20 protein-coding genes are annotated in these 21,217 nt (G+C 49.4%); 1 reads left to right on the top strand and 19 read right to left on the bottom strand.

Features of this window, described 5'->3' with window-relative positions; all coding sequences use genetic code 11:
- Window positions 1–85: 85 nt before the first annotated feature.
- From LI015_RS20400 to LI015_RS20465, 15 genes are all read right to left on the bottom strand, one after another.
- Window positions 86–1,666, bottom strand: coding sequence for a response regulator (locus LI015_RS20400; RefSeq protein WP_002567030.1), 1,581 nt, complete (start codon window positions 1,664–1,666; stop codon window positions 86–88).
- On the bottom strand, window positions 1,660–3,498 hold the full coding sequence (locus LI015_RS20405) for a sensor histidine kinase (RefSeq protein WP_227126272.1): 1,839 nt from the start codon (window positions 3,496–3,498) through the stop codon (window positions 1,660–1,662). Before LI015_RS20405 ends, LI015_RS20400 begins: the two co-directional genes overlap by 7 nt.
- Window positions 3,499–3,768: 270 nt before the next feature.
- Entirely contained in the window at window positions 3,769–5,307 is a 1,539-nt protein-coding gene (locus LI015_RS20410) for an ABC transporter substrate-binding protein (protein ID WP_227126246.1), read from the bottom strand.
- Between the two features lie 31 nt (window positions 5,308–5,338).
- Window positions 5,339–6,316, bottom strand: a complete 978-nt coding sequence (locus LI015_RS20415; protein ID WP_002567027.1) for an ABC transporter ATP-binding protein — start codon at window positions 6,314–6,316, stop codon at window positions 5,339–5,341.
- The gene (locus LI015_RS20420) at window positions 6,316–7,302 is read right to left on the bottom strand and encodes an ABC transporter ATP-binding protein (RefSeq protein ID WP_227126248.1); all 987 of its coding nucleotides are present in this window, start codon (window positions 7,300–7,302) and stop codon (window positions 6,316–6,318) included. Before LI015_RS20420 ends, LI015_RS20415 begins: the two co-directional genes overlap by 1 nt.
- Before the next feature lie 14 nt (window positions 7,303–7,316).
- Window positions 7,317–8,231: an ABC transporter permease gene (locus tag LI015_RS20425; protein WP_002567025.1), complete on the bottom strand. Its 915-nt coding sequence runs from the start codon at window positions 8,229–8,231 to the stop codon at window positions 7,317–7,319.
- Window positions 8,228–9,196, bottom strand: coding sequence for an ABC transporter permease (locus tag LI015_RS20430; RefSeq protein WP_002567024.1), 969 nt, complete (start codon window positions 9,194–9,196; stop codon window positions 8,228–8,230). Before LI015_RS20430 ends, LI015_RS20425 begins: the two co-directional genes overlap by 4 nt.
- A gap of 34 nt (window positions 9,197–9,230) precedes the next feature.
- Window positions 9,231–11,051 (bottom strand): M28 family peptidase, encoded by a 1,821-nt coding sequence (locus LI015_RS20435; RefSeq protein ID WP_227126250.1) that lies wholly within the window; start codon window positions 11,049–11,051, stop codon window positions 9,231–9,233.
- A 244-nt stretch (window positions 11,052–11,295) separates the two neighbouring features.
- The gene (locus LI015_RS20440) at window positions 11,296–11,754 is read right to left on the bottom strand and encodes a hypothetical protein (RefSeq protein WP_002567022.1); all 459 of its coding nucleotides are present in this window, start codon (window positions 11,752–11,754) and stop codon (window positions 11,296–11,298) included.
- 292 nt (window positions 11,755–12,046) lie between these two features.
- Complete coding sequence (locus LI015_RS20445; RefSeq protein ID WP_002567021.1) at window positions 12,047–12,415, bottom strand: ACT domain-containing protein; 369 nt, start codon at window positions 12,413–12,415, stop codon at window positions 12,047–12,049.
- 86 nt (window positions 12,416–12,501) lie between these two features.
- Entirely contained in the window at window positions 12,502–12,633 is a 132-nt protein-coding gene (locus tag LI015_RS28275; protein WP_264468443.1) for a hypothetical protein, read from the bottom strand.
- Window positions 12,634–12,689: 56 nt separating this feature from the next.
- Window positions 12,690–13,784 (bottom strand): acyltransferase, encoded by a 1,095-nt coding sequence (locus LI015_RS20450; RefSeq protein ID WP_227126252.1) that lies wholly within the window; start codon window positions 13,782–13,784, stop codon window positions 12,690–12,692.
- A gap of 34 nt (window positions 13,785–13,818) precedes the next feature.
- Complete coding sequence (locus LI015_RS20455) at window positions 13,819–14,643, bottom strand: MBL fold metallo-hydrolase (protein WP_227126274.1); 825 nt, start codon at window positions 14,641–14,643, stop codon at window positions 13,819–13,821.
- 157 nt (window positions 14,644–14,800) lie between these two features.
- Window positions 14,801–15,349 carry a permease gene (locus LI015_RS20460; RefSeq protein WP_227126254.1) on the bottom strand — a complete coding sequence of 183 codons (549 nt, stop codon included), beginning with the start codon at window positions 15,347–15,349 and terminating at the stop codon, window positions 14,801–14,803.
- Window positions 15,346–15,831: a hypothetical protein gene (locus tag LI015_RS20465; RefSeq protein ID WP_227126256.1), complete on the bottom strand. Its 486-nt coding sequence runs from the start codon at window positions 15,829–15,831 to the stop codon at window positions 15,346–15,348. The genes LI015_RS20460 and LI015_RS20465 overlap by 4 nt, the downstream gene beginning before the upstream one ends.
- Window positions 15,832–15,929: 98 nt before the next feature.
- Between LI015_RS20465 and LI015_RS20470 the strand changes: the two genes are divergently transcribed.
- Window positions 15,930–16,592 (top strand): Crp/Fnr family transcriptional regulator, encoded by a 663-nt coding sequence (locus LI015_RS20470; protein WP_227126258.1) that lies wholly within the window; start codon window positions 15,930–15,932, stop codon window positions 16,590–16,592.
- Between the two features lie 48 nt (window positions 16,593–16,640).
- On the opposite strand, the gene LI015_RS20475 is transcribed toward LI015_RS20470, so the two are convergent.
- The 4 genes from LI015_RS20475 to LI015_RS20490 all read right to left on the bottom strand — a co-directional run bounded on the left by LI015_RS20475 (window position 16,641) and on the right by LI015_RS20490 (window position 21,207).
- The gene (locus LI015_RS20475; RefSeq protein WP_002573596.1) at window positions 16,641–16,985 is read right to left on the bottom strand and encodes a hypothetical protein; all 345 of its coding nucleotides are present in this window, start codon (window positions 16,983–16,985) and stop codon (window positions 16,641–16,643) included.
- Between the two features lie 159 nt (window positions 16,986–17,144).
- On the bottom strand, window positions 17,145–18,023 hold the full coding sequence (locus LI015_RS20480; RefSeq protein WP_227126260.1) for a hypothetical protein: 879 nt from the start codon (window positions 18,021–18,023) through the stop codon (window positions 17,145–17,147).
- A gap of 135 nt (window positions 18,024–18,158) precedes the next feature.
- Window positions 18,159–20,366 (bottom strand): HelD family protein, encoded by a 2,208-nt coding sequence (locus LI015_RS20485; RefSeq protein ID WP_227126262.1) that lies wholly within the window; start codon window positions 20,364–20,366, stop codon window positions 18,159–18,161.
- Window positions 20,359–21,207 (bottom strand): helix-turn-helix domain-containing protein, encoded by an 849-nt coding sequence (locus LI015_RS20490; protein WP_002567012.1) that lies wholly within the window; start codon window positions 21,205–21,207, stop codon window positions 20,359–20,361. Before LI015_RS20490 ends, LI015_RS20485 begins: the two co-directional genes overlap by 8 nt.
- Window positions 21,208–21,217: the final 10 nt, after the last annotated feature.

Below are 21,217 nucleotides of genomic sequence, written 5' to 3' on the forward strand. Positions count from 1 at the left end.
GATTATTGGTATTATCGTCCGCCCAAAATAATCCCTATTTTTTATTTGAATTATTGTATGATTCTTTTTAACTATTGTATGATTTTCACAATTTTCTAACGTCGCTTGGACTCATATTGTAATATTTTTTAAAAAGACGGCTGAAATAGGAGATATCATGTATGCCTATACGGCTGGCTGCCTCCTGTACCTGGATATTGGAACTGCCCAAAAGAGTAAACGCCTTTTTCATCTTAAGCCCGTTAAAATAATTTACAAAGGTGTCGCCGGCAGCCTTCTTAAACAGGATGCAGAACTGGCTCTTTCCCAGGGCACACCATCCGGCCGCTTCCTCCAGGCTTATATTTTCATCCACATGGTCCTCCAGATACTGGAGGAATCTGGTAATCTCCGGATTGGCGTTCTTATTGGCCATCAGATAATCCACCACTGACTGCACCGCGGCCTTAAAACATCCTTTTAAATCTGCCAGCGTCTCGGCTCCCCAAAAATCGCCTGTGGAGTATATTTCATCATATTCAGGCATATCCGCTCCCTCAGGAATGGAATATCCTGATATAAACACCCAGGTCTCCACCACGCCCCGGCGTATGGCCTGAATCTGGTCGTAGGACCGGAGCCCTGCCATCTCCTCAAACCAGCTGTCAATCAGCCGGAACGCCTCCCCGGCATCCTGCCTGAATATGGCCTCCTGCATATTGCGCTGGACGCTCCGTTTTGCGATGAAGGGGCGCCCTGCTGCTGCCTCCCTGCCACAGTGAAAGGCGGCCGGACCGTCAAAAAAGCGCAGTGCCGCCATCCTCCTGGCCTGTGCAAATCCTGCCGGAATATCCATCCTGCTTAAGCACTCCTGTCCCATCCCCATGGAAAGGGTCAGGTTCAGATGGGTCTTTAAGGCATGGTTGAGCAAATCCAGGGTGTCCGGGAAAAAGCAGGCCGGGCTCTCCCCCCCTTCTCTCCTGAACAGAACCACAATTTCATGTTCGCCGGTAAAGGCCAGATCTGATTTAGGCAGATTTTCAAGATACTCACGGACAATGTTCAAAAGTCCATACTTTCTGATATGGGAGTCCGTACCGCTGCCGGGCCGGTTCATTCTTTCGTCGTCCACCAGAAAACAGCCTGCCTGGTAGGTCTCAAAGGGATTGTAGGTATATCCCAGCCGGTCCAGGAGCATTTCATTGTCCCCAGGTCCCTGATTTCCCAGCAGCAGTGTCCTTAAGTCCTCCTCCCGGTTAAAGGACTGCACCCTCATATCCAGACTGCCTCTGCCCGCCTTCTTCCGCTCCTCCTCAATCATGGACTTTAATCTTGTAATGAGCTCCACCAGTGTATCCTGGGTAAAGGACAGCTTAAGTATATAATCCTCTGCCCCCAGCTTAATGGCCTTCTTCACATAATCGATCTCATCCACACAGCTCAATACCACCACCTTTGTATCCGGGTGGTTCTCACTTATATACTTCACCAGCTGGATTCCGTCCATGCCGGGCATCATGATGTCCGTGAACACGATATCAGGCACATCCCGGTTCATATACTCCACTGCGTCCCCTCCGGATTCGCAGGTGGACACCACCTGGCATCCGTAGGCCTCCCAGTTAATACAGGACTGAAAACCCACCCTCACTATGATTTCATCATCCACAATCATTACCTTCAGCATGTCTCACTACCTCTCCTATATGGAAATACCGCAAAAACCTTGGTTCCGTATCCTATCCTGGATTCAATATAGAGCCCGTAATCCGGCCCGTACCTGGCTTTCATCAGCTCATGAATGCTGGTCAGCCCGATGCCGGTTACATGGCGTTTTTTACTGTTTTCATCCATTTCCTTCAGTATCTCATCCAGTTTTCCCTGTTCCATTCCCACTCCGTTATCCTGCACCGTAACGCATACCCGCTCCCCATACGGTTCAGCCGTGACCCAAATGGTGCCGTGAGTTGCCTCCCCCATACCGTGCAGCACCGCATTTTCCACTAACGGCTGAAGGAAAAATTTAATCACCTTGAATTCCTCCAGCTCCTGTTGGATATCTGTAACCAGTTCAATCCGGTTCTTAAGTCCCCAGTTCTTGATTTCCACCCACGCCTTCACCACACGTATTTCTTCCTTTAGGGGCACTTCCTCCTCCCTCCGGTTCATGGTGCTCTCCAGAAGGATTCCAAGGGAGGTAATCATGTCCGCAATATTGCCTGCCCCGGATATCATGGAAGACCATTTGATTACATTTAACGTGTTAAAGAGAAAATGGGGATTTATCTGGGCCCGGAGCATCTCATAGCGGAGATTCTGCTCTATTTCCTTCTGCTTGATGGTCTGGGCAGAGAGCTTTTCTATATAATCCACCATCCTGCTGATCTCCAGCTCTGCCTCCACAATTCCGAATACAGGCATCTGTCTGCCCTTTGCATCCTCCATGTCAGCGATTTTAGTCCCTCCGATATTGACTTCGCTCACCTTATGGATCAGACGGTTAAGAGGCGCGTTGACATAGAAATACATGGCAAGGCAGACCATGCAGGCTCCCAGGGCCATAAGGACCGTCAGGGAGGTTACAGTGCTGTGAAGCTTGTCCACTGCCTGGGTGATATGGGACAGGGGTACCAGGTTCACCATACGCCATCCTGTACCGGCCATGGTCACATGGTTCACCAGATACTCCCGGCCGTCCTTTGTATAATGAAAATAATCCTGGTCCTCCTGTAAATCCTCTGAAAGCCGTCCGGCAGATATATCATCCAGTATATCGCTTTGCTCCGTGGCGTAAATCAGATGGTTTCCCTTATCAAAGAGAGCCAGCACCGCCCCGTCATAGGGTATCAGCACCTGTGCCAGGTTTTCCGTGGGAAAGGATACAAAGGACACCCCAAGGAATTTAAGGGAATTATAATCCTTAATCCGCCGGATGAATAAGATGAAATCCTCATCCTTCCCAGACTCAATCCTCTCCTTAAACACCCCCTTGTCATTGTAAATACAGGGGGCAATCCACCCGGATACCTCCTTTCCCTCCAGAAACTCCTGGTACCACGGCTGCTGCCTGACGCTTTGGGCAAACTTCTCCCCAAAATAGCTGCTGTTGTCAATCCCGTCCGCCACGCTGTAAACCGTGCTGTCCGCTCCCAGGATGATATAGTGGAGACGGTAATCAAAAAATATATTCCGGTAAAAGGTCAGCGTCTCCTCCACTGCCCGGATACGGCTCACATTCTCCGAAGAATATATATTTCCATCACATGACTGGTTCAGATAGGACGCCACCTGCTTGTTGGTGCTGGATGCGGCCGACAGCTTACGGATGGAATCCGTCACCTCTGTAAGCGCCAGCTCGTTGCGGTTCATATATTGGGATATGATGCCCGCCTCCTGGGTGATGAGCAGATTCCTGCTGCGGTTGAAGGAATACTGCATGATAAGGAAAACACTGACAAATACAGCGATAATACATGTGTATATTATCTTAATCCGCAGATTTACCTTCATCTTCTTCATCAAACTGACACCCCCCGACCGGCCTGACGGCCATTTCATTTATTATAACATCCTTTTATTTTAGGGACAATCCCGGCGTCCTGCCATTCCCGTCTCCACCTGAAAGCCATGGGACAGCTATATCAGCTCCTCCCGGATCCCCTCCCTGTACGCTCCCTGGTAATGCAAAACCGGGAGGAATAAAAGTTCCTCCCGGTCATGTGATGGCCTCCAGGCCCTCCCGGTGCTACGCCGCAAAACTACCGGTAAGCCCGGTACCAGAGTGTGTTCCTAGTCTTCTGTCACCACCGCATTCTGGTACTCATGCGCGCCAATCTGGCTCAGCATCAGTCCCTGGAGCTTTGATGTGGCTGCAATCACCTTTGTCTCGCTGTAAAGGCCGATAATTGGGGTGTCCGTAACCATATCATCGTAAAGCTGCTTCAAAAGAGCTTCCCTTTCCTCGCCCTCGCCGGTGGATGCATACTTTACATATGTCTCGTCAAATTCCGGATTATAGTACCGGGAGAAGTTGTTGACCGAAGTGGACAGCAGCATTCCGTTGAATACATAGTCCGCGTGTCCTGTATTAGTCTGCCAGAAATCCAGCATCAGGTCAAAGTCCTCGCCCGCCTCAATCAGTGAGAATGAGGTGTTGTCATCCTGGGTCACAATGTTAAGGTTGATTCCCACCTCAGCCAGCTGGCTCTGAAGCACCTGGGCAATCTCTGTGTTGGTCTGGTTGGAGTTTGTCCACAGTGTCAGCTGGATGCCGTCGCTGTAACCAGCCTGGGCCAGAAGGGATTTAGCCTTTTCCGGGTCATATCCGTTGGTCTCGTATTCCCTGTAATCCTGGGCGGACTGAGGGATAATGTTGTCGGATACCGTTCCAAATCCGTAGAGCAGGGAATCCACGATGGTCTGCTTGTTGATGGCGCACTCCACTGCCTTGCGTACATCCGGGTTGCCCACAGGGCCGTCCGAACTGCAGTTCAGCTCCATAAGTATGATTTTCATGGATGGGCTGGTGAGAATCTGAAGGTCCTTGTTCTCCTGGATACGGGAGATATCATTGTTCGGAACCTCATAAGCCACATCCACCTCGCCTGTCTCTAACATCATGGTGCGCTGGGATGCCTCCGGTACGATTTTCATGGTCAGAAGCTTTGTCTTGGCCGGACCGCCCCAGTAATCATCAAACCGCTCCAGGGTATAATAATCGCCCTCCACAGCTTCTTTTAATTTGTAAGGGCCTGTGCCGATTGGATTGGCGCCGAAGGCCGCCTCGTCATACTCCGCCGGTACCACGGAAGCCTGGGGCAGGGTCAGTATGCTTAAGAAAGCAGGGTTAGGAGCTTTCAGCTTAACCGTCACATGATAATCGTCATCAATGGTACATCCGTCATAGTTTCCTACAAACAGCGCCCCTCTCTGGTCGATAAGGTCCAGGGTAAACTTTACGTCCTCCGCGTTCATATCGGTTCCGTCATGGAATTTCACGCCCTCCCTGAGGGTAAGCTTCAGGGTGGTGTCGTCCGCCCACTCATATTCCGTGGCCAGGCATGGCTGCATCTTCATATCGGAATCATAGGTAAACAGCGGGTCAAAGATGTTGTTGGAGATGGAATATGCCCTCTCCTGCTGTCCGATGGTGGCATCCAGTGTGGTCAGGTCATTGCCCTGGCAGAATATGATTTCATCCTTGATCTTCACGTTCTGTCCGTCACTGCCGGCCACTGTTTCCTGTGGTTCTCCTGCGCCGCCCTTACTGCCGCCGCAGCCTGTCATCACCATACAGGCAATGAGACACATGGCAATTGCTTTTTTCATACATATATCCTCCTGAAATTATTCATTATATTCAACTCCCTGCCTGGTTTTCTTTGCAGAGAAGATGACACGATACAAAATGTCCCGGCGAAGCCTCAACCTCACGGATGGGACGGGTGCATTCCGGGGTTGCCTTTGGACACCGCTTTGCAAACCTGCATCCATCCCCCATATTGATGGGCGAGCTAAGCTCCCCGTTTAATATCTCCCGCTCCATCTTAATGGTCGGATCCGGGATGGGAATGGCTGACAGAAGCGCCTGGGTATAGGGATGCAGCGGATGTTCAAACAGTTCATCCGGCTTGGCCCTCTCCACCAGCTGTCCCAGATACATAACCACAATGTCGTCGGAAAGATGCTTTACCACCGAAAGGTCATGTGTGATGAACAGATATGTAAGCCCCATCTGCTCCTGAAGATCCTGCATCAGATTCAGTACCTGGGCCTGGATGGACACATCCAGGGCCGATACCGGCTCGTCGCAGACAACAAATTCCGGATTCAGAGCCAGGGCTCTGGCAATACCGATTCTCTGCCTGCGCCCGCCGTCCAGCTCATGGGGATAGGAATTGGCAAAACGGTATGCCAGACCTACCAGATCCATCATCTCCCTGACCTTTTTCTGAAGGCCTTCCCTGTCATTTTTCTTATAAATGCCCTGAAGCACCAGGGGCGCCTCTATGGCCTGGCTCACCGTCATACGCGGATTCAGGGAAGAATAGGGGTCCTGGAAAATAATCTGCATCTTGGACCGCAGTGCCTTTACCTGCTTCTTGTCGTACTTGACAATATCCTCCCCATTAAACCATATTTCCCCGGATGTGGGCTCCTGAAGCCTCAGTATGGTGCGGCCCAGGGTGGACTTGCCGCAGCCAGACTCCCCTACCACGCCCAGTGTTCTGCCCTTTTCAATGGAAAAGGAGATGTTGTCCACAGCCTGAAGGGGTCCTCGGTTTGTATCAAAATACTTCTTAAGATTTCTTACTTCTAACAGTCCCTTGTGTTCCATCACTCCCCAGCCCCCTTCCTCAACTCATTCTCTACCTTGAAACAGCGCACTCTGTGGCCGTTCCCGGCATCTATGAACCGCGGATGCTCTACGCGGCACCGCTCAAATGCATATTTGCACCGGTCTGCAAAGGGACATCCCGTCCTCTGCGCCATGGGATCCGGCATCAGGCCGTCAATGGGACTGAGCCTGTGTACATGCAGGTGTACCTGGGGAATGGCTCCCAGCAGTCCCTCGGTGTAGGGATGCAGGGTATGCTTATAGATATCCAGGACAGCACCGCTCTCCACTACCTCCCCCGCGTATATAATGGCCACCTTCTCACACATCTGGGCAACCACCCCTAAATCGTGGGTGATCAGCAGCGTGGCCGTATGGTATTTATCCTTAAGGCACCTCATCATCTCCAGCACCTGGGCCTGGATGGTCACGTCCAGCGCCGTTGTGGGCTCGTCCGCAATGAGCACCTTTGGGTTGCAGGCCAGGGCTATGGCTATGACCACCCTCTGCTTCATGCCGCCTGAAAACTGGTGTGGGAAATCCCCTGCCCTCTCAGCCGGGATGCCCACTGTCTCTAACATCTCCATGGCCTTTTCTTCGGCTTCCTTCTTGGTGCATTTTTCGTGGACACGGATTACCTCCGCTATCTGCTCACCTACCCTGACCACAGGATTCAGGGATGACATGGGATCCTGGAAAATCATGGATATCTGGTTGCCCCTGACCGCGCGTATCTCAGCGCCGCTGGCCTTTAAAAGGTCCCTGCCCTCAAATTCAATGACCCCGCCCTCGATCTTGCCGGGGGGATCGGGAATCAGGCGCATGATGCTCTTGGCCAGCGTGGTTTTTCCCGCCCCTGTCTCGCCTACCAGACCCAGGGTCTCACCATCGTCCAGCTCCAGGTCAACGTGGTTAAGGGCGTACACGGTCCCGTCCTCTGTGTGGTATTGTACCTGTAAATCTTTGATTTCTAATATATGACTCAACGTTTTGCTCCCCCTTATCGTTTCAGCTTTGGATCAAGGGCATCCCGCAGGCCGTCCCCAAACAGGTTAAAGGCTATGACAGCCAGGATTAAGAACAGTCCCGGAAACACGGATATATGCCATGCATCCCTCATATAAGTCCTTGCAGTGGTGAGGATTGCCCCCCACTCAGGCTGGGGCGGCTGTACGCCCAGTCCCAGATAGGACAGGCCCGCAACTGCCAGAATGGAATCACCGATTCCCAGGGATACCTGCACCAGAATCGGGGCAAGGGCATTGGGCAGTATGTACTGGAACAAAATGGTGCCGTCCGACGCGCCCACGGCCCGGGCCGCCTCCACAAATTCACTGTCCTTTACCGTAAGCACTGCTGCCCTGGCGATTCTGGCGTATTTTGCAATACCGGACACGGCCAGAGCCAGAAGCAGGTTAAAGGTGCTGGTTCCCAGGGCCGCCACAATGGCCATGGCCAACAGCATGTAGGGCACTGCCAGCAGCACATCCATGACGCGCATGATGGCGTTGTCGGTCTTGCCCCCGTAAAACGCGGCTATCATGCCGAAGGGGGCTCCCATGATCACGGACAGTGCAATGGCCACCACGCCGATGGCAAATGAAAGCTTGGTTCCCCACAGAATGCGCAGAAGAAGATCCCTGCCAAACTCGTCGCATCCAAAGGGATGGGCCAGGCTGGGCTTTGCCAGACGCAGCGAAAGGTCCTGCTTTAGGATATACTCGTTATAAAAAGAATAGTTTGTAATCTGGTCAACAGCCAGCGTCGTAAGAATCGTAACGATGAATAAGACAATGATGACCAGGCCCACCACGGCCAGCCGGTTGTGCTTGAACTGAATCACCGACTGCTTCCACAGGGAACGGACCTTTTCATCCTGTCCCAAATTGTTCTCTGTTTTCTTTAATGTGCTCATTTTTTCTTTGCCCTCTTCCATGATGATTGATATTCAGATTTAATCCTCGGATCCAAAAACGCATACAGAAGATCAACAATCAGGTTCACAATTGTAAACAGGATTGCCAGTGTCACCACGCTTCCCAGCACCGCAGGCGTATCCTTGTAGGAAATGGAATCCACCACAAAACGTCCTACGCCGGGCCAGGAAAAAATAGATTCCGTCAGCACAGAGCCGCCTAACAGGGTTCCGAAGTTCAGTCCCACCACAGTTACAATGGGAATCAGGGCATTTTTTAACATATGCTTCCAGATAACCGCGTTTTCCGTAAGCCCCTTTGCCCTGGCCATGTCAATGTAATCCTGACGCACCACCTCCAGAACCGAGGAACGGGTGGTGCGGGCAATCAGAGCCGCATATCCGCATCCCAGGGTCAGGGTAGGCAGAATCAGGCTGATAAGATTGTCCGGGAATCCGTGCTGCATGCCGGAAGACGGCAGCCAGCCCAGGTTCAGTGAAAAAATGATGACAAGGATCAGCGCAAACCAGAAGGTGGGCACTGCCATCAAAAACAGGGTGATAAACATGGTAATATTGTCCAGGACGGAATACTGCTTGATTGCAGATATAATTCCCACCGGAATGCCGATGATAACGGAAAATACGATTCCCGAGGTAGCCAGCACCACGGTGTTGCCCAGACGTCCCATAATCAGGGAGAACACTGCCTGTCCGTTGCGGTAGGATGTGCCTAAATCCCCGTGGAGAAGCCCAAGTATGAACCGCCCGTAGCGCACCAGAAACGGGTCATTAAGCCCCATGGAATCCCTCAGGGAGGCCAGGGCTGCTTCTGTGGCATTGCTGCCCAGGATAATACGTGCCGGGTCGCCCGGTGCAAGGTCCATGATGGTAAACACCAGGAAGGTTGCTCCGATTAACACCGGAATGGCAAATATAATACGTTTGATAATATAACGTAACATGATACGTGTCCTTTCTCAGTGATTATTGTATCTGCTATTGTACCTGCCAGCGGTACAGCTGTAATTCAATGGCCTCACATACCTCATGGAGCTGGCCTGTCACCCTGTTTCTCTGGCGGATGAAATCCGTCTGCGACATCAGATACCGGTCCTCAGGCGTATTGTCCCTGTGCACTCCTAACAGGGAGGAAAACACTGCATAGGGCTGGTGCTCCACTGCATAGTCATGTCCGTAAGGGCTGGAATACGTATATTTCAAGCGCACCAGTTCTCCCGCTGTCCGGATGAGTATGCTGTCCGCATCCTGCTTTGGATATGCCCGGATGGCATCGGAGAGCTTCTCAACGGATTTTCGGGTCAGGGCAATGGACGCCAGTACCGGAGCCACATCGAAGTCCGGGTCCAGTTCCTCTGCAAAGGCCTCAAAATAGGACTGCATCTCCCCCATGAAACCATTCATATCAATAGGAAGGGGCTTTTCCATGGCGTAGCGCAGCACCAGCCTTGCCGCTATCTCACAGTCCCGGGCCAGCACATCGTCCCCAATCTTATCCAGGGTATCCTCCCTGGTATGCCACCAGTAAAAGGGACCGCCCACCCCAAAGGCCGCCGGCATGGCCGCTGGCCTTAAGATATTGCTGCTCTTTGGGGGCTGGGGCGTCTGTCCGTCATCCATATAAAACTGGGGAGCAATGGATACAGGGGTCATGGTTCCCCAGAAGGTCTGGTCGCTGGAACGGTCCAGAGCCCTGTACGCAAGGGGTTTGCGGCTGTTATAGGATGCAAGGAATTCATCGTTAAACGCCTCTCCCTCCATACCGCTCATATCGAAACGGACTGCATTGCTTCCCTTGCATCCGCAGATATCCATGTTGATGTGGGCCACGCAGTGCTTTCTCAGATACTCATAGTGATGGTCGCAGAACCAGGTGGAGCCGGAGTAACGCCCGTCCGAATGACCGGACCACCAGGCAATCACCACGGTGCGGTTCAGCCTGTCCTTAAACTTTTCCAGCGCCCTGGCTGTCTCCAGCATCAGCACGTTAGCTGCCCCGTTGTCCGTCATCCCCTCATACCAGGAATCGTAGTGGCCGCTCAGGAGCACAAAGCTCTCACTTTTGCCCGGAATGGTGGCCACCGGCATACTGGACCTTACGATGCGGTTGTCCATGGCCACATCCATCTGAGCTGTCACAGCCATACCTTTGGCTGCTTCTGTTCCCACGGCTGCAGTGCCCGCCTTAACCATCTCAATCAGCTTCAGACCGTCCTGCCCCAATATCTGCACATAGGGCAGATAAGGGTACAAATCCCTGTCCCTGCTTCCCGGCATTCCCCATACACCGCCCATGGTGTCGTGGTGATGAATGTCCTTGGGCCATATGGCCACAATGCCCAGTGCTCCTGCCCTCGCCGCTTCATAATAGAAAGGAAAACTGATATCATAGGTCAGGACAATCTTTCCCTTAAATGTCCGGAACCGTTCCTCCTGTTCCATGCCGTTCAATTGGCCCTTGGTACACATCTCATCCCAGACCAGTTCTCCTGTAAGCCCATGGGCTTCACCGCTGTATACAGCAGCTATTGCCTCCACGGTGAAATCAGGCTCTCCTGATTTCTTTACAGTAACAGAAGCCTGTACAGGCAGGCTTCTCATAAGCTCATAATAATGCCGTTCATGTTCAATCCCCGCTGCTTCCAGCTCCTGAACCAGATAATCCACGGCTGCTTCCCCGGCCTCTGAACCGGAGTAACGCTCCAATCTGCTGAAAACCTCAGCATCATCCTTCATCCTGTGAAGATTCAGTTCTTTCAGGATCTGCTCTTCCATCTCTGCCCAACTGTCCATATCCATTCCTTAACTTTCCATGATTATAAAATTTTTGTAAAAAACCATATTTTTTTATTATAAATAGGCCCTTTTACATAGTCAACCTATTTCGACAAATTTCCCCTTATTTTAGCATTTTCCATTGTGCAATTTCACCCCCACCTGTACGGAGGTTGCAGGCAGGAAGGAAAAGTAAAAAGGCCGGCCGCCATTGCTGGCAGCAAGCCCTTAATACCCCTTAATATAACTCCATTTCCTCAGCCTCTTCTTATCTGACTGCAATGTACAGATAACAATGTGCCTTTCCGTCCTTTGTATACTCAGCCGGAACCGTGCTCTCATAATCCTCTGTAAAGCACCTGTGTATGATTCCTGCCTTCTGCTGGCTCCACACTGTCTCCCACGCCTTCCGGGTACAGGCGCCCAAGTCGCCGTTTTCATCCCACGCATCATATTTCCGGTACTGCCCCATTTTCACCTTTTCATCCATTTGAGTAAAAAAGTCACTTGTGACAGCCATGACAGTCAGGTCGTAGCTGCCTGTCTCATCACCGTCATAACCGCTGTACCTGGATACAGGGGATATTCCTGCCCGGAACTGATGCCCGCTGTCAAAGAGAATGGGCAGACGGCCGTCCATAATATGGCGCCAAAGCTCCCCGATATGCTCCATTCCCTCCTCTGAGTTATCCGTACGTATCGTTACTTCCTTTAAACTGTATGCCATGGCACCCATTCCTTTCCAAGCTCCGCTGATAGTATTCTGCTGCGGATCTTCTGTCATGTTACCATACAAAACATGACATCAGTATGTCATATATCCTTCCTTTATTTCGGACATTCCCTAATGCCACATCCATTTTCCCGGCCTTGGCCAACTATGCGGCAGCTTTGCCGGAGGCGCTCCATCTTTTCCAGGCTGCCGTCGTATTAACGCACCTGTTCTTCGGTAATAGCCATAACAGGCCTGTGGCGGTAAATCCATCTCCGGCCGGACCTGTCCCATCCTGCCAGTGCATCTATTTAGCAATACCATACCCACGGCTTTCCAAAAGTCCCAGGGCCCGTTCAAAATCATCTGCTTTTGTCAAAACATAATCTGTATTATACGTGGATACCACGAAAATCCCAATCCTATTTTCAGCTAATACAGCTGATATTCCGGCCAGTATGCCAATCAGAGAAAAATCCAGTTCTCCCTGAATCCGAAAGGCCCTCCATCCATCTTCCCTTGCAGCAGTGTCCTGGGGCACGCTTTCAGTCCTGCACACCAGGGATATCTCCTCATCTGTCCTGCCCAGAAAATACAGATCGTCCTCTATCACGGCCTGTCCCAGCTCCTTAAGCCTGCAGACTGAAAATGCTCCCTCTATCACCTTTATCTCCATGCTATTTCGTCTCCCTTTTCTCTTACATTCCACTGTTCTGGATTTTCCGGATCCTGTTCCCAGCTTATATACAAATCCCCCATGGGTCAAAGCTCCACCCTGAGCCCCTCATCCCATATATGAATGTTATAATCCTCTGCCTCAGCCAATTCCTTCACACGGTCCATAAAGGTTTTCCTGTGCAGCACTTTTGCAGTAAAATCAATACTGATGCTCATATTTCCTCCTGGTTCTTATGTACATTCAGCCGCCGTTTTTAAGTTACCTCCGCGGACTAAATCTTATCCTTTTCAAATCTTATCCTCTCAGCCAGCCGTTCTAACGGCCTGACTGCCAGGTGGTCCGTCACCATGGAACATGCCAGAGATAAACAGAAGGTCACAACGGTAGAAACCATGGTTCCCAATATATAATGGCGGGCCGCCATATCCTTTAGAAGTACCGGATTTACATAGTAGCTCAGAATAAGGAAATGAATCAGATAGATGGAAAAGCTGTACCTGCTGACAAATATTCCCAGCTTTCCCGCCCATACAGGCACCTTCCCGCCATAATATTCAAACAGAAGAAATATTCCGGCGCAAATAAACACCATGGCCGGCGACTTATGGGGAGTTTGGGGAACCCACCATGAAAGGCCGATATCCGCAGCCACATCCATGGCCAGGCCAAAAACTGCCAGGACCGCAAATATGGGAAACTGTTCCTTCCTGCATAAGCGCTTAAGTCCGTATCCCAAAAGAAAATAGTAGACCCACCCTGTATACAGCACAAACTGGGCCCATGGCTTCACGTCCAGTCCAAGAATTTCTCCGGCCACCTCCACCACATGGATGCCCAGCATCAGAAGCAGGAACACCTTCATTTCCCGGTCCGTCATATTTTTTACCATCCTGGACAGAAAGGGCGCACAGATATAAAAAGACACAATGGCATACATAAACCACATATGGCCTGCCCTGGGAAGCCCGGCCGTCAGCACCTGTGCCAGATACCGGCCGGCATGCTTCCAGACAGGCAGAACCACTCCGTCCGCATGGACATTATAACAATAGTAAATAAGGCCATAGACCAGAAACGGAATTCCCACCGTAATAAAACGCTTTCTGTAAAACTCCCCGATGCGCTCTGTTCCATGTTCCAGCAAAAACATACCGCTGAGCATAAAGTAAATTCCCACAAACGACAGCAGGAAGGGCGTCATAATGCTGTTAAACCACCATTGGCGGGCGCTGACTGTTTCCACGGGCATGGCATGCACCATGATGATTGCCATGACCGAGACAGCCCGCAGACAGTCATATCTGGGGTCCCTTGCTTTTGAATTGCCGTTCCTTGGATTCTTTCTGTTCTTTTCTGTCTGTCTCATACAAAAAACCTTTCTCCGCCGCAACACTCAGAATTTAATGTGCAGCCTGTCCGTCCAGGCAAAGCTCCATACCCACCCCCACTTCCTTCACGTTCAAGGCCTCCATCATTCTGGCTTTTGCCCTCAGTGATACACAGTGGCAGGGATAAATTTGTTCCGCACCGCAGCATTTCAGATAGTCAATTGTGCGCACCAGCCGTTCATCTGCCTCAAAGAGATGGAATCCCCCTATGATGCCGAGAACCCGCTGCTGTCCGCATACCGCTTGGGCGTATTGTACTATATTGCATATACCGCTGTGGGAACATCCTGTTATAATAAAAATGCCTTCCTCCCCCCGGTAAACCAGGGCGGAATCATCCCTTACATAGTCATCCTGCCATTTACCTCTTATCCTAGTCCTGCCAATGGCTTTTCTCGTTTCAAAGTCCACTGCATCCGGTATCTCTCCCAGAAATACCAGCCGCTCCGAGATGTTACACGGCCCGCCACACGGCCTGTATCTGCAAATACCAGCCATGTCCGCAGCAGAATAGGGCGCACCGATGGATTCCTCACCAAACATCTTTTCATCAAAGCAGGACGGATGGGCAATGACCTCCATCCCCGACAGCTCCAGACGCTCCTTCATGAATTTAAGTCCCCTTGTGTGGTCATTATGGCCATGGGAGAACACCATATGCGTAACCAGGCCAAGGTCAATTCCAAGAGCCTCTGCATTTTTAAGGAATACATCCGAATACCCGGCATCAAACAGCAGCCTGATACCGTCACATTCAATATAATAGCTGACCGCGGGTTCCCCCAGATAATACCTGTCTATGTACGTGTTGTTATCAACCAATACCCTTAATTTCATCCCGTCCGTACCTGCCTTCTTCAAAAAGTCTGATATCCTATTCTACCATAAACCCGCTTTATCGTCCATGTTTCCCTTTTAATCCTTATTTCCCTTTGCATCCCCGTTTGCGTTCTGACCCATAATGTCATTTTCATGCCATCTCACTCCTTGCAGCTCACACCTGATTTATCTGATTTCTCCTCCGGATATCCTGCCAGTCACGCTCGGACAGAAGCCTTTCAACCAGAAAGGAAATCACGAATACCACTGCCAGATTGAGAACAAACCGGCAGGCCGCAAACCGGATACCCAGTGATGATATCTCAAAAAGCAGCAGCGGAATTCGGATACTCACACTGGAGCACAGGAAAATCAGTACATTGGAAATGCGCCCTCCCTTTTTTAACAGCAGGCCGGCGATGGGAAGCAGCGCATATACAGGCACTGCTGTCAGCATTCCCAGCAAAAGCGATATCCCCATCCCGGAGAGACCGGATCTGTCTCCCATCATTTTTATCATTTTGTCGCTTTCAATCCATACATCCATCAGACCCACACAGAGGAATACAGGAACCAGATTCCATATAAACTGCCCCAGACCCGTGCAGGCGCAGGCTCCTATCTCCCCGGACCTTTCCGGAATAAAAATAAATACCGCCAGATACGCCGCCGCTACTGCCTTCCAGGGTCCCATCATCTCTGCTTTTATCACCTTATGCTTCATAATAACACCTCCAGCAGAGAGGATGTGGCAAATGCCAACAGAAAAAATAACAGATTTCTCAATACTGCTGCTTTGACTCCCATATATTTCACTTCCAGGGGAATGGTGACAATTCCTACCGTTGTCAATGTGGAAATAAAGACCGCCATCTGCGCTGTCCCGGCCCCATTATTAAGAAGCTCCGAAACCACCGGGAATACAGCCAGAACCGGTACAAGAGCTGCCGCCCCGGTGACTGCGGCCAGGAGCATTCCCCTTATTCCCGACTCTGTCCCCATAAGAGTTTGAACCGTCTTGGGCGGCAGAATAAAAAAAGCGGTTCCTGTGACCAGCAAAATGATCAGAAAATAGGGCAACACCCCCAGCATCATGAATAGAGCCTTTCTGACCGCACGATTTGTCTTTTCTCTGTCCTTTCGGAAAGATAAGGACAACAGGATTGCGGAAAGGCCGTAAAAAAATAGGGTAAAACCAGTGTTCATCCCTGACTCCTCCTTTATCTGTGTTTTTTAATTGCATGTACACGTCAATTATAATACAATACAGTCAGGAGGTAAGTTGCGCAGGCAACCAAATCACAATGAACGAAAACATTCAGGATATCATTCAGGCCAAACTGTTCTCCGGCCTGTCGCAAAAAGATGTATGCCGCCTCCTGGCCTGTCTTAAGGCGCAGTCGGTAAATTATGCCGGGGAGACGGTTGTGGTTGAGGAGGGCTGCCCGGTCAAAAAATTCGGGATTCTCCTGGCAGGAAGAGGAAAATCATACAAAACAGATTCCCAGGGCCATACCCTTACAGTCACACTTTTAAAAGAGGGAAGTGAAATCGGTGTCATACTGGCCGCCAGTCCCGGCCGCAAGAGTCCGGTATCCGTAACCGTGGAACAGGGCAGCTCGGTCCTGTTCATCTCCTATAACCGGCTTATAAACAATTGTACCAGAAACTGCCCCTGCCACAGACAGCTTCTCAAAAACTTCATGTGGATTGTGGCAGAAAAAGGGCTGGTGCTTCATGAGCGGCTGGACTGCCTGCTCCGCCCAACTGCCCGTGATAAGATTCTGACCTATCTGAAGAATTTTTCCGGTTTGGAAAACGGCCTTCCCTTTACCATTCCTCTGGACAGAAACGCCATGGCTGAGTATCTGAACATGGATCGCAGCGCCCTATCCAGGGAGCTGTCCGGCATGAAAAAAGACGGAATCATAGATTATTACAAATCCACGTTCCGCCTGTTTCACTGACAATATTCAATTGATAGGACAGCATGGGCTGCCGGAATAGGACCGGTATCAGGACACTATATCCATTCCGGTCATGTACAGAGGAATCACATTGATAACCGGCTCCTCATAGGGATGGACCTTCTTTATGGCGGCCAGGGTTTCCTCTAACCGCTCCGTCCTGCAGGTCACCTCTGCCTTCAGTTCCGGCTCCATGCTGATAATGCCGCATTTACCGATAAACGGGCTGCTGCCTTCCAGCGGCCTCCAGCAGCCTGTCACCGGACTGTATGACATACAGCTGTCATATTTTCCTATATGCCCTGCGTCCACTTCCTGCAATGCCTTCTGCAGCGCCTTTAAATGGGTTTCCGGTATGAATATCTCCAATTTGCAATACGTAAATGGCTCCATGAGCTCCCGCCTTTCTCTGCCCGTTCCACCCGGCAGCACCATTTTGCCCGGTTTCAGAGACGATACATGGTCTGCGCCACAGTACGCCAATTTTTGCCGACAAGGCTCCTTAGTCATAATAAATTATGGTTATCATATAAAATCTGAGTTGTTCAATGATTATATTGAATTGGCATTCTTTGATACTTCATCTGCAAAATTTGTTAATGTGGTTAGATAATCTACCATTTGCATAGCATACGTACCAACCTCATTTGACTTAGGATTCTTTTTATAACTGTCCACTAACATTTTGCAACAAGCAGTACTCTCTTTCACCTGTTTAGCAATCTTATCTAAATCTGAAGAGGTGAATTTCTCAATAAATTCAGGTGTCTCATTTAAATCCTCAACAACTGCGCTTAATGAATCCATGGCTTCACAATATGCATTGTAAAATTCAGACATATCCCCCTGGCCTAAATATGCATTTGCTATAGCTATTCGTCCGTTAAAAAGTATGCATTCTGACTCAACAAAAGTAGCGATTTCTTCTAAACTGTGTTTATTTATAGTAAATGCATAATCAAAAATGTTATTTTTTGTTATATATAAGGAAAAATCATCAAACGTCTCTACTGTTGGCTCTTTTAAGAACTTTTGATAATATTCATCCAAGGACTCTTTATAATTATTTTTTACCCCCATTGCATCTGAACGAAATTTAAGCGTACACAAGAATGAATAGTTATATCCGAAAGCAACCATCTGTTTATCGTTATCCAAAGTACACTTATTGTACAAATCATAATAACTATCTTTAATTTCTTTTTCTATAGCATCTATTCCTTCATCTGCATCAGAATCATCGTTTTTAAAGTCCTTAAGAATTTCGGCTATCTTCTCACCGAATTGGTTGGAATTAAATCTTTCCATAAGGGCCAAGGTCGAATTATAGGTTTCTTCACTAACTCCATTTTTATCGAAATTAATTTTTGAGGTACACCCCGTCAAGAGTACAAGGGTTAGTACTAGTAAATACAACATTTTTCTACACATAAGCTCTCCTTTAATATCATATGTTTTAAAATAGTATATATTATTTTCAGTTATAAATCTACTATTTTTTATAACTTTCAAAAAAACATGAGCAGAGCTTATTTTTATTCTGAAAAATTGTCCAGAAATTTGTTATCAAGAAAACAAATGCCCGGAAATAAATCGTGTTTCTCTCCCGCTATACGTAAGCGTAAGCCTGTGCATGGCCCGTGTACAGGCAATATATAACAGACTGCGGTCAAAATCAGAGGCATACGTTCTTGAGTCAGCCTGGGGAATCAAAACCTCATCAAACTCCAGGCCTTTCGACATGCGGACCGATGTAATGGATATCCCGTTCTGGAAGCTGGCACTGTCCCGGGTAATCAAGTTTATATCCCTTTCTTTTGCTCCGCTTTCTCCTATTTTGCCCCTTTTCCCTTCATTTCCCTCTCTTTCACTTTCCTCTCTTTCACTTCCCTCCCTTTTACTTCCTTCCCTTTTACTCCCTTCCTTTTCGCAGCCTTCCGATCCATTTCCTTTTGCCCCATCGTATCCTGCCAGCACCTCATACATATCCCTTGCCGCCGCATCTGTCTTTAAGATAATCCCCAGTGACACATTCCCTCCTGCCCTGAAACGGCGGATTACTTCTCTTATCTTCCTTATTTCATCTGCTGCGTCCAGGCACGGAACCAATTCCGGAGGTTCCCCATGGCGCTCCATCGGTTCCAGGGCAGATACATGGTTGATTTTCTTTGCAAAACACATAATTTCGTAGGTAGAACGGTAACTCTTATTCAATTCCACAAACCGGGCCTTGTCATAGATTGTCCGCAAATCCTCCAGGCAGTGCAGATGGTTAGGATTAATATACTGTCCGTAATCCCCCAAAATGGTTTTCTGGCATGGAAACATACGGTTTAAGGCGGCGTACTGGATAGGCGTGTAATCCTGCATCTCGTCAATCACAAGGTGCCTGGTGATATGGCTTTCCTTTAATCCCTGGAAGGCGGCATGAAGATATAAAAACGGGTACACATCCGCCCACTCCAATGTCCTCCTGGCAGCCATGACAAATTGTTCCGCAATTCCCATCCGCTTATAGAAATCCTTATAGACAACCAGCGTATCCTTCATGGCAAGCATGGAATTCAGCTGTTTCAGTATCACCCGGGGCCGGGGCACCTCCTGTTCCATTATGTTATCCGTCTCAAAGCGGTCATGGATATCATCTGCAACCATTGCCAGCCGCTTCTTTACCGGACAGGTCCCATAAGCTAAGAACCGATCCCTGATCCATTCACCAGTTACCCTAAACCCTTCGTACACATAATCGGTTGGAACAAAAATAAACTCCGGCATCTGCTCTATGTACTGGTCCATCATATAAACAAAGTCCAGTGTGGACTTAAACCGCACCCTCTCCCCCCAAGCCCTGTCCTGCATCTCAAAAGGATCCCTGTCCGGTTCAAAACCAATGACTCCCTCCAGCTGGATATCAGCAAGTTCCCCAAAGCTCATCTCATAAATGGGTTCTTCTCCCAGCTCAGGAATCACACCGGAGATATAATCTCCGAATACCTTGTTGGGCGAGAGAATCGTAACGTTCCTGGCGCTCAGCCTGTCCTTAAAACGGTACAGCAAAAATGCAATACGGTGAAGGGCAATGGAGGTCTTGCCGGATCCGGCCACCCCCTGGATAATCATTGTTCCCTCTTTCTCATTTCTGATAATCTGGTTCTGCTCTTTCTGAATGGTGGAAATAATGGATTTCATTTTTTCATCGGAAGTATGGCTCAGCTCTCTCTGCAAAACATCATCCTGTACATTGGCAGAGCTTTCAAGCGCGTATTCCATGATCCCGTTCCTGATTTTAAACTGGCGTTTTCTGGTAAGCTCTCCCGCTGTCCACCCGGCCGGCGCCAAAAATCCGGCCTCTCCAACCTCGCAGTCATAAAACATGCTGGATATGGGGGCGCGCCAGTCAAAAATCAACGGTTCATTTTCATATTGAAAGGCAAATCTCCCGATATAGTACGGCTGTCCTTCCTCCTCCTCTTCCTCCTTAAAATCAATTCTGGCAAAATAGGGGGAATCCTTTAATTTCACAATCCGATCCCGCATCTCCACAGCAAAGGCGCCTGTCCTGTCTGTCTGCTTTAGCAGAAGTTCATTCTGGAACATCTCATGGGGGTCTATTTCTCCCCTGTGGTCCGCCATGTATTTCTTGGTATCCGTATATTCCCTGTCCGCCCTACTGACAGATGCCTCTGCCCTTTGCAGGGCTTTTGAGAGCCTGGCACTTACCTGTTCCAGATGGACTAATTCATCGGGAAACGGAATGGCTGGATAATCACTCATGCTCCCGTTCCTCCTGCTGTAAGATAAAACGCTGGGTGGGGTAGCCGTATTCTACCAGCAGCTCTGCCTCTGCAAAGCCCAGCCCCTTTATCTCCTTCCGGTATCCGGTATCTGCCTTATCGCCTTCCCGGTAGGTTGTAATGCTGATCTCCTTACCCTTAAGCAGCTCCTTCATAACCTTGTCCAGCATGGCCTTCGGAACCCCATTTTTCCTGTAAAGCGGATGGCTTCCCATGAAATCAATGCTGCCGTTTTCATAGGAAAACAGCATGATGCCGATGGCAGAGCCTCTGTCCTTCATGATAAGCGCCTGCCCTGTGCTGATTTTCTGTCTTAAGACCCGGATATACTCCTCCTCATTCAGATGGGGAAAGCCGTCAATCACAAGCCTCACCAGTTCCATCCAGCTGGGAATATCCTCATCCGACGCAAACGAAATCTCCCATAAAGCCTTTTCTTTTCTGTCAAGCATTTCATAACTCCCTTCAAAATTGAATTTGAGCTGTAAGGGATAAAACCGTTCATTTTCCCTGTACATATTGGGAGGCATCTTATACATGGCTGTAAAAGCATTGGTAAATGCCTGCTGGCTCTGGTAGCCGGATAAAAATGCAATCTGCACAATGGGTTTGCCGGAAAAAACAAGCAGCTTGGCCGCCTCTGTCAGCTGCCTGCGCTGAATGTAATCATGAATGGTTAGACCCACTGTATCGGAAAACACGCGGTGAAGATGATATTTGGAATAATGGACTGCGCCGGAAATCATGTCCAAATCCATTTTTTTCGTCAGATTGGCTTCAATAAAATTAATTGCCAGGATTACCTCATCCATACTGCTCATTACACAATTG

Origin of the sequence: Enterocloster sp. 210928-DFI.2.20 (assembly GCF_020554465.1) — a bacterium.
In the GTDB taxonomy this organism is placed as follows: Bacteria; Bacillota; Clostridia; order Lachnospirales; family Lachnospiraceae; genus Enterocloster; species Enterocloster bolteae.

Coding starts and splice junctions, on each gene's coding strand:
- LI015_RS20400 (WP_002567030.1), bottom strand. CDS start 1,666: ATGCTGAAGGTAATGATTGTGGATGATGAAATCATAGTGAGGGTGGGT.
- LI015_RS20405 (WP_227126272.1), bottom strand. CDS start 3,498: ATGAAGAAGATGAAGGTAAATCTGCGGATTAAGATAATATACACATGT.
- LI015_RS20410 (WP_227126246.1), bottom strand. CDS start 5,307: ATGAAAAAAGCAATTGCCATGTGTCTCATTGCCTGTATGGTGATGACA.
- LI015_RS20415 (WP_002567027.1), bottom strand. CDS start 6,316: ATGGAACACAAGGGACTGTTAGAAGTAAGAAATCTTAAGAAGTATTTT.
- LI015_RS20425 (WP_002567025.1), bottom strand. CDS start 8,231: ATGAGCACATTAAAGAAAACAGAGAACAATTTGGGACAGGATGAAAAG.
- LI015_RS20430 (WP_002567024.1), bottom strand. CDS start 9,196: ATGTTACGTTATATTATCAAACGTATTATATTTGCCATTCCGGTGTTA.
- LI015_RS20435 (WP_227126250.1), bottom strand. CDS start 11,051: ATGGATATGGACAGTTGGGCAGAGATGGAAGAGCAGATCCTGAAAGAA.
- LI015_RS20440 (WP_002567022.1), bottom strand. CDS start 11,754: ATGGCATACAGTTTAAAGGAAGTAACGATACGTACGGATAACTCAGAG.
- LI015_RS20445 (WP_002567021.1), bottom strand. CDS start 12,415: ATGGAGATAAAGGTGATAGAGGGAGCATTTTCAGTCTGCAGGCTTAAG.
- LI015_RS28275 (WP_264468443.1), bottom strand. CDS start 12,633: ATGAGCATCAGTATTGATTTTACTGCAAAAGTGCTGCACAGGAAAACC.
- LI015_RS20450 (WP_227126252.1), bottom strand. CDS start 13,784: ATGAGACAGACAGAAAAGAACAGAAAGAATCCAAGGAACGGCAATTCA.
- LI015_RS20455 (WP_227126274.1), bottom strand. CDS start 14,643: ATGAAATTAAGGGTATTGGTTGATAACAACACGTACATAGACAGGTAT.
- LI015_RS20460 (WP_227126254.1), bottom strand. CDS start 15,349: ATGAAGCATAAGGTGATAAAAGCAGAGATGATGGGACCCTGGAAGGCA.
- LI015_RS20465 (WP_227126256.1), bottom strand. CDS start 15,831: ATGAACACTGGTTTTACCCTATTTTTTTACGGCCTTTCCGCAATCCTG.
- LI015_RS20470 (WP_227126258.1), top strand. CDS start 15,930: ATGAACGAAAACATTCAGGATATCATTCAGGCCAAACTGTTCTCCGGC.
- LI015_RS20475 (WP_002573596.1), bottom strand. CDS start 16,985: ATGGAGCCATTTACGTATTGCAAATTGGAGATATTCATACCGGAAACC.
- LI015_RS20480 (WP_227126260.1), bottom strand. CDS start 18,023: ATGTGTAGAAAAATGTTGTATTTACTAGTACTAACCCTTGTACTCTTG.
- LI015_RS20485 (WP_227126262.1), bottom strand. CDS start 20,366: ATGAGTGATTATCCAGCCATTCCGTTTCCCGATGAATTAGTCCATCTG.
- LI015_RS20490 (WP_002567012.1), bottom strand. CDS start 21,207: ATGAGCAGTATGGATGAGGTAATCCTGGCAATTAATTTTATTGAAGCC.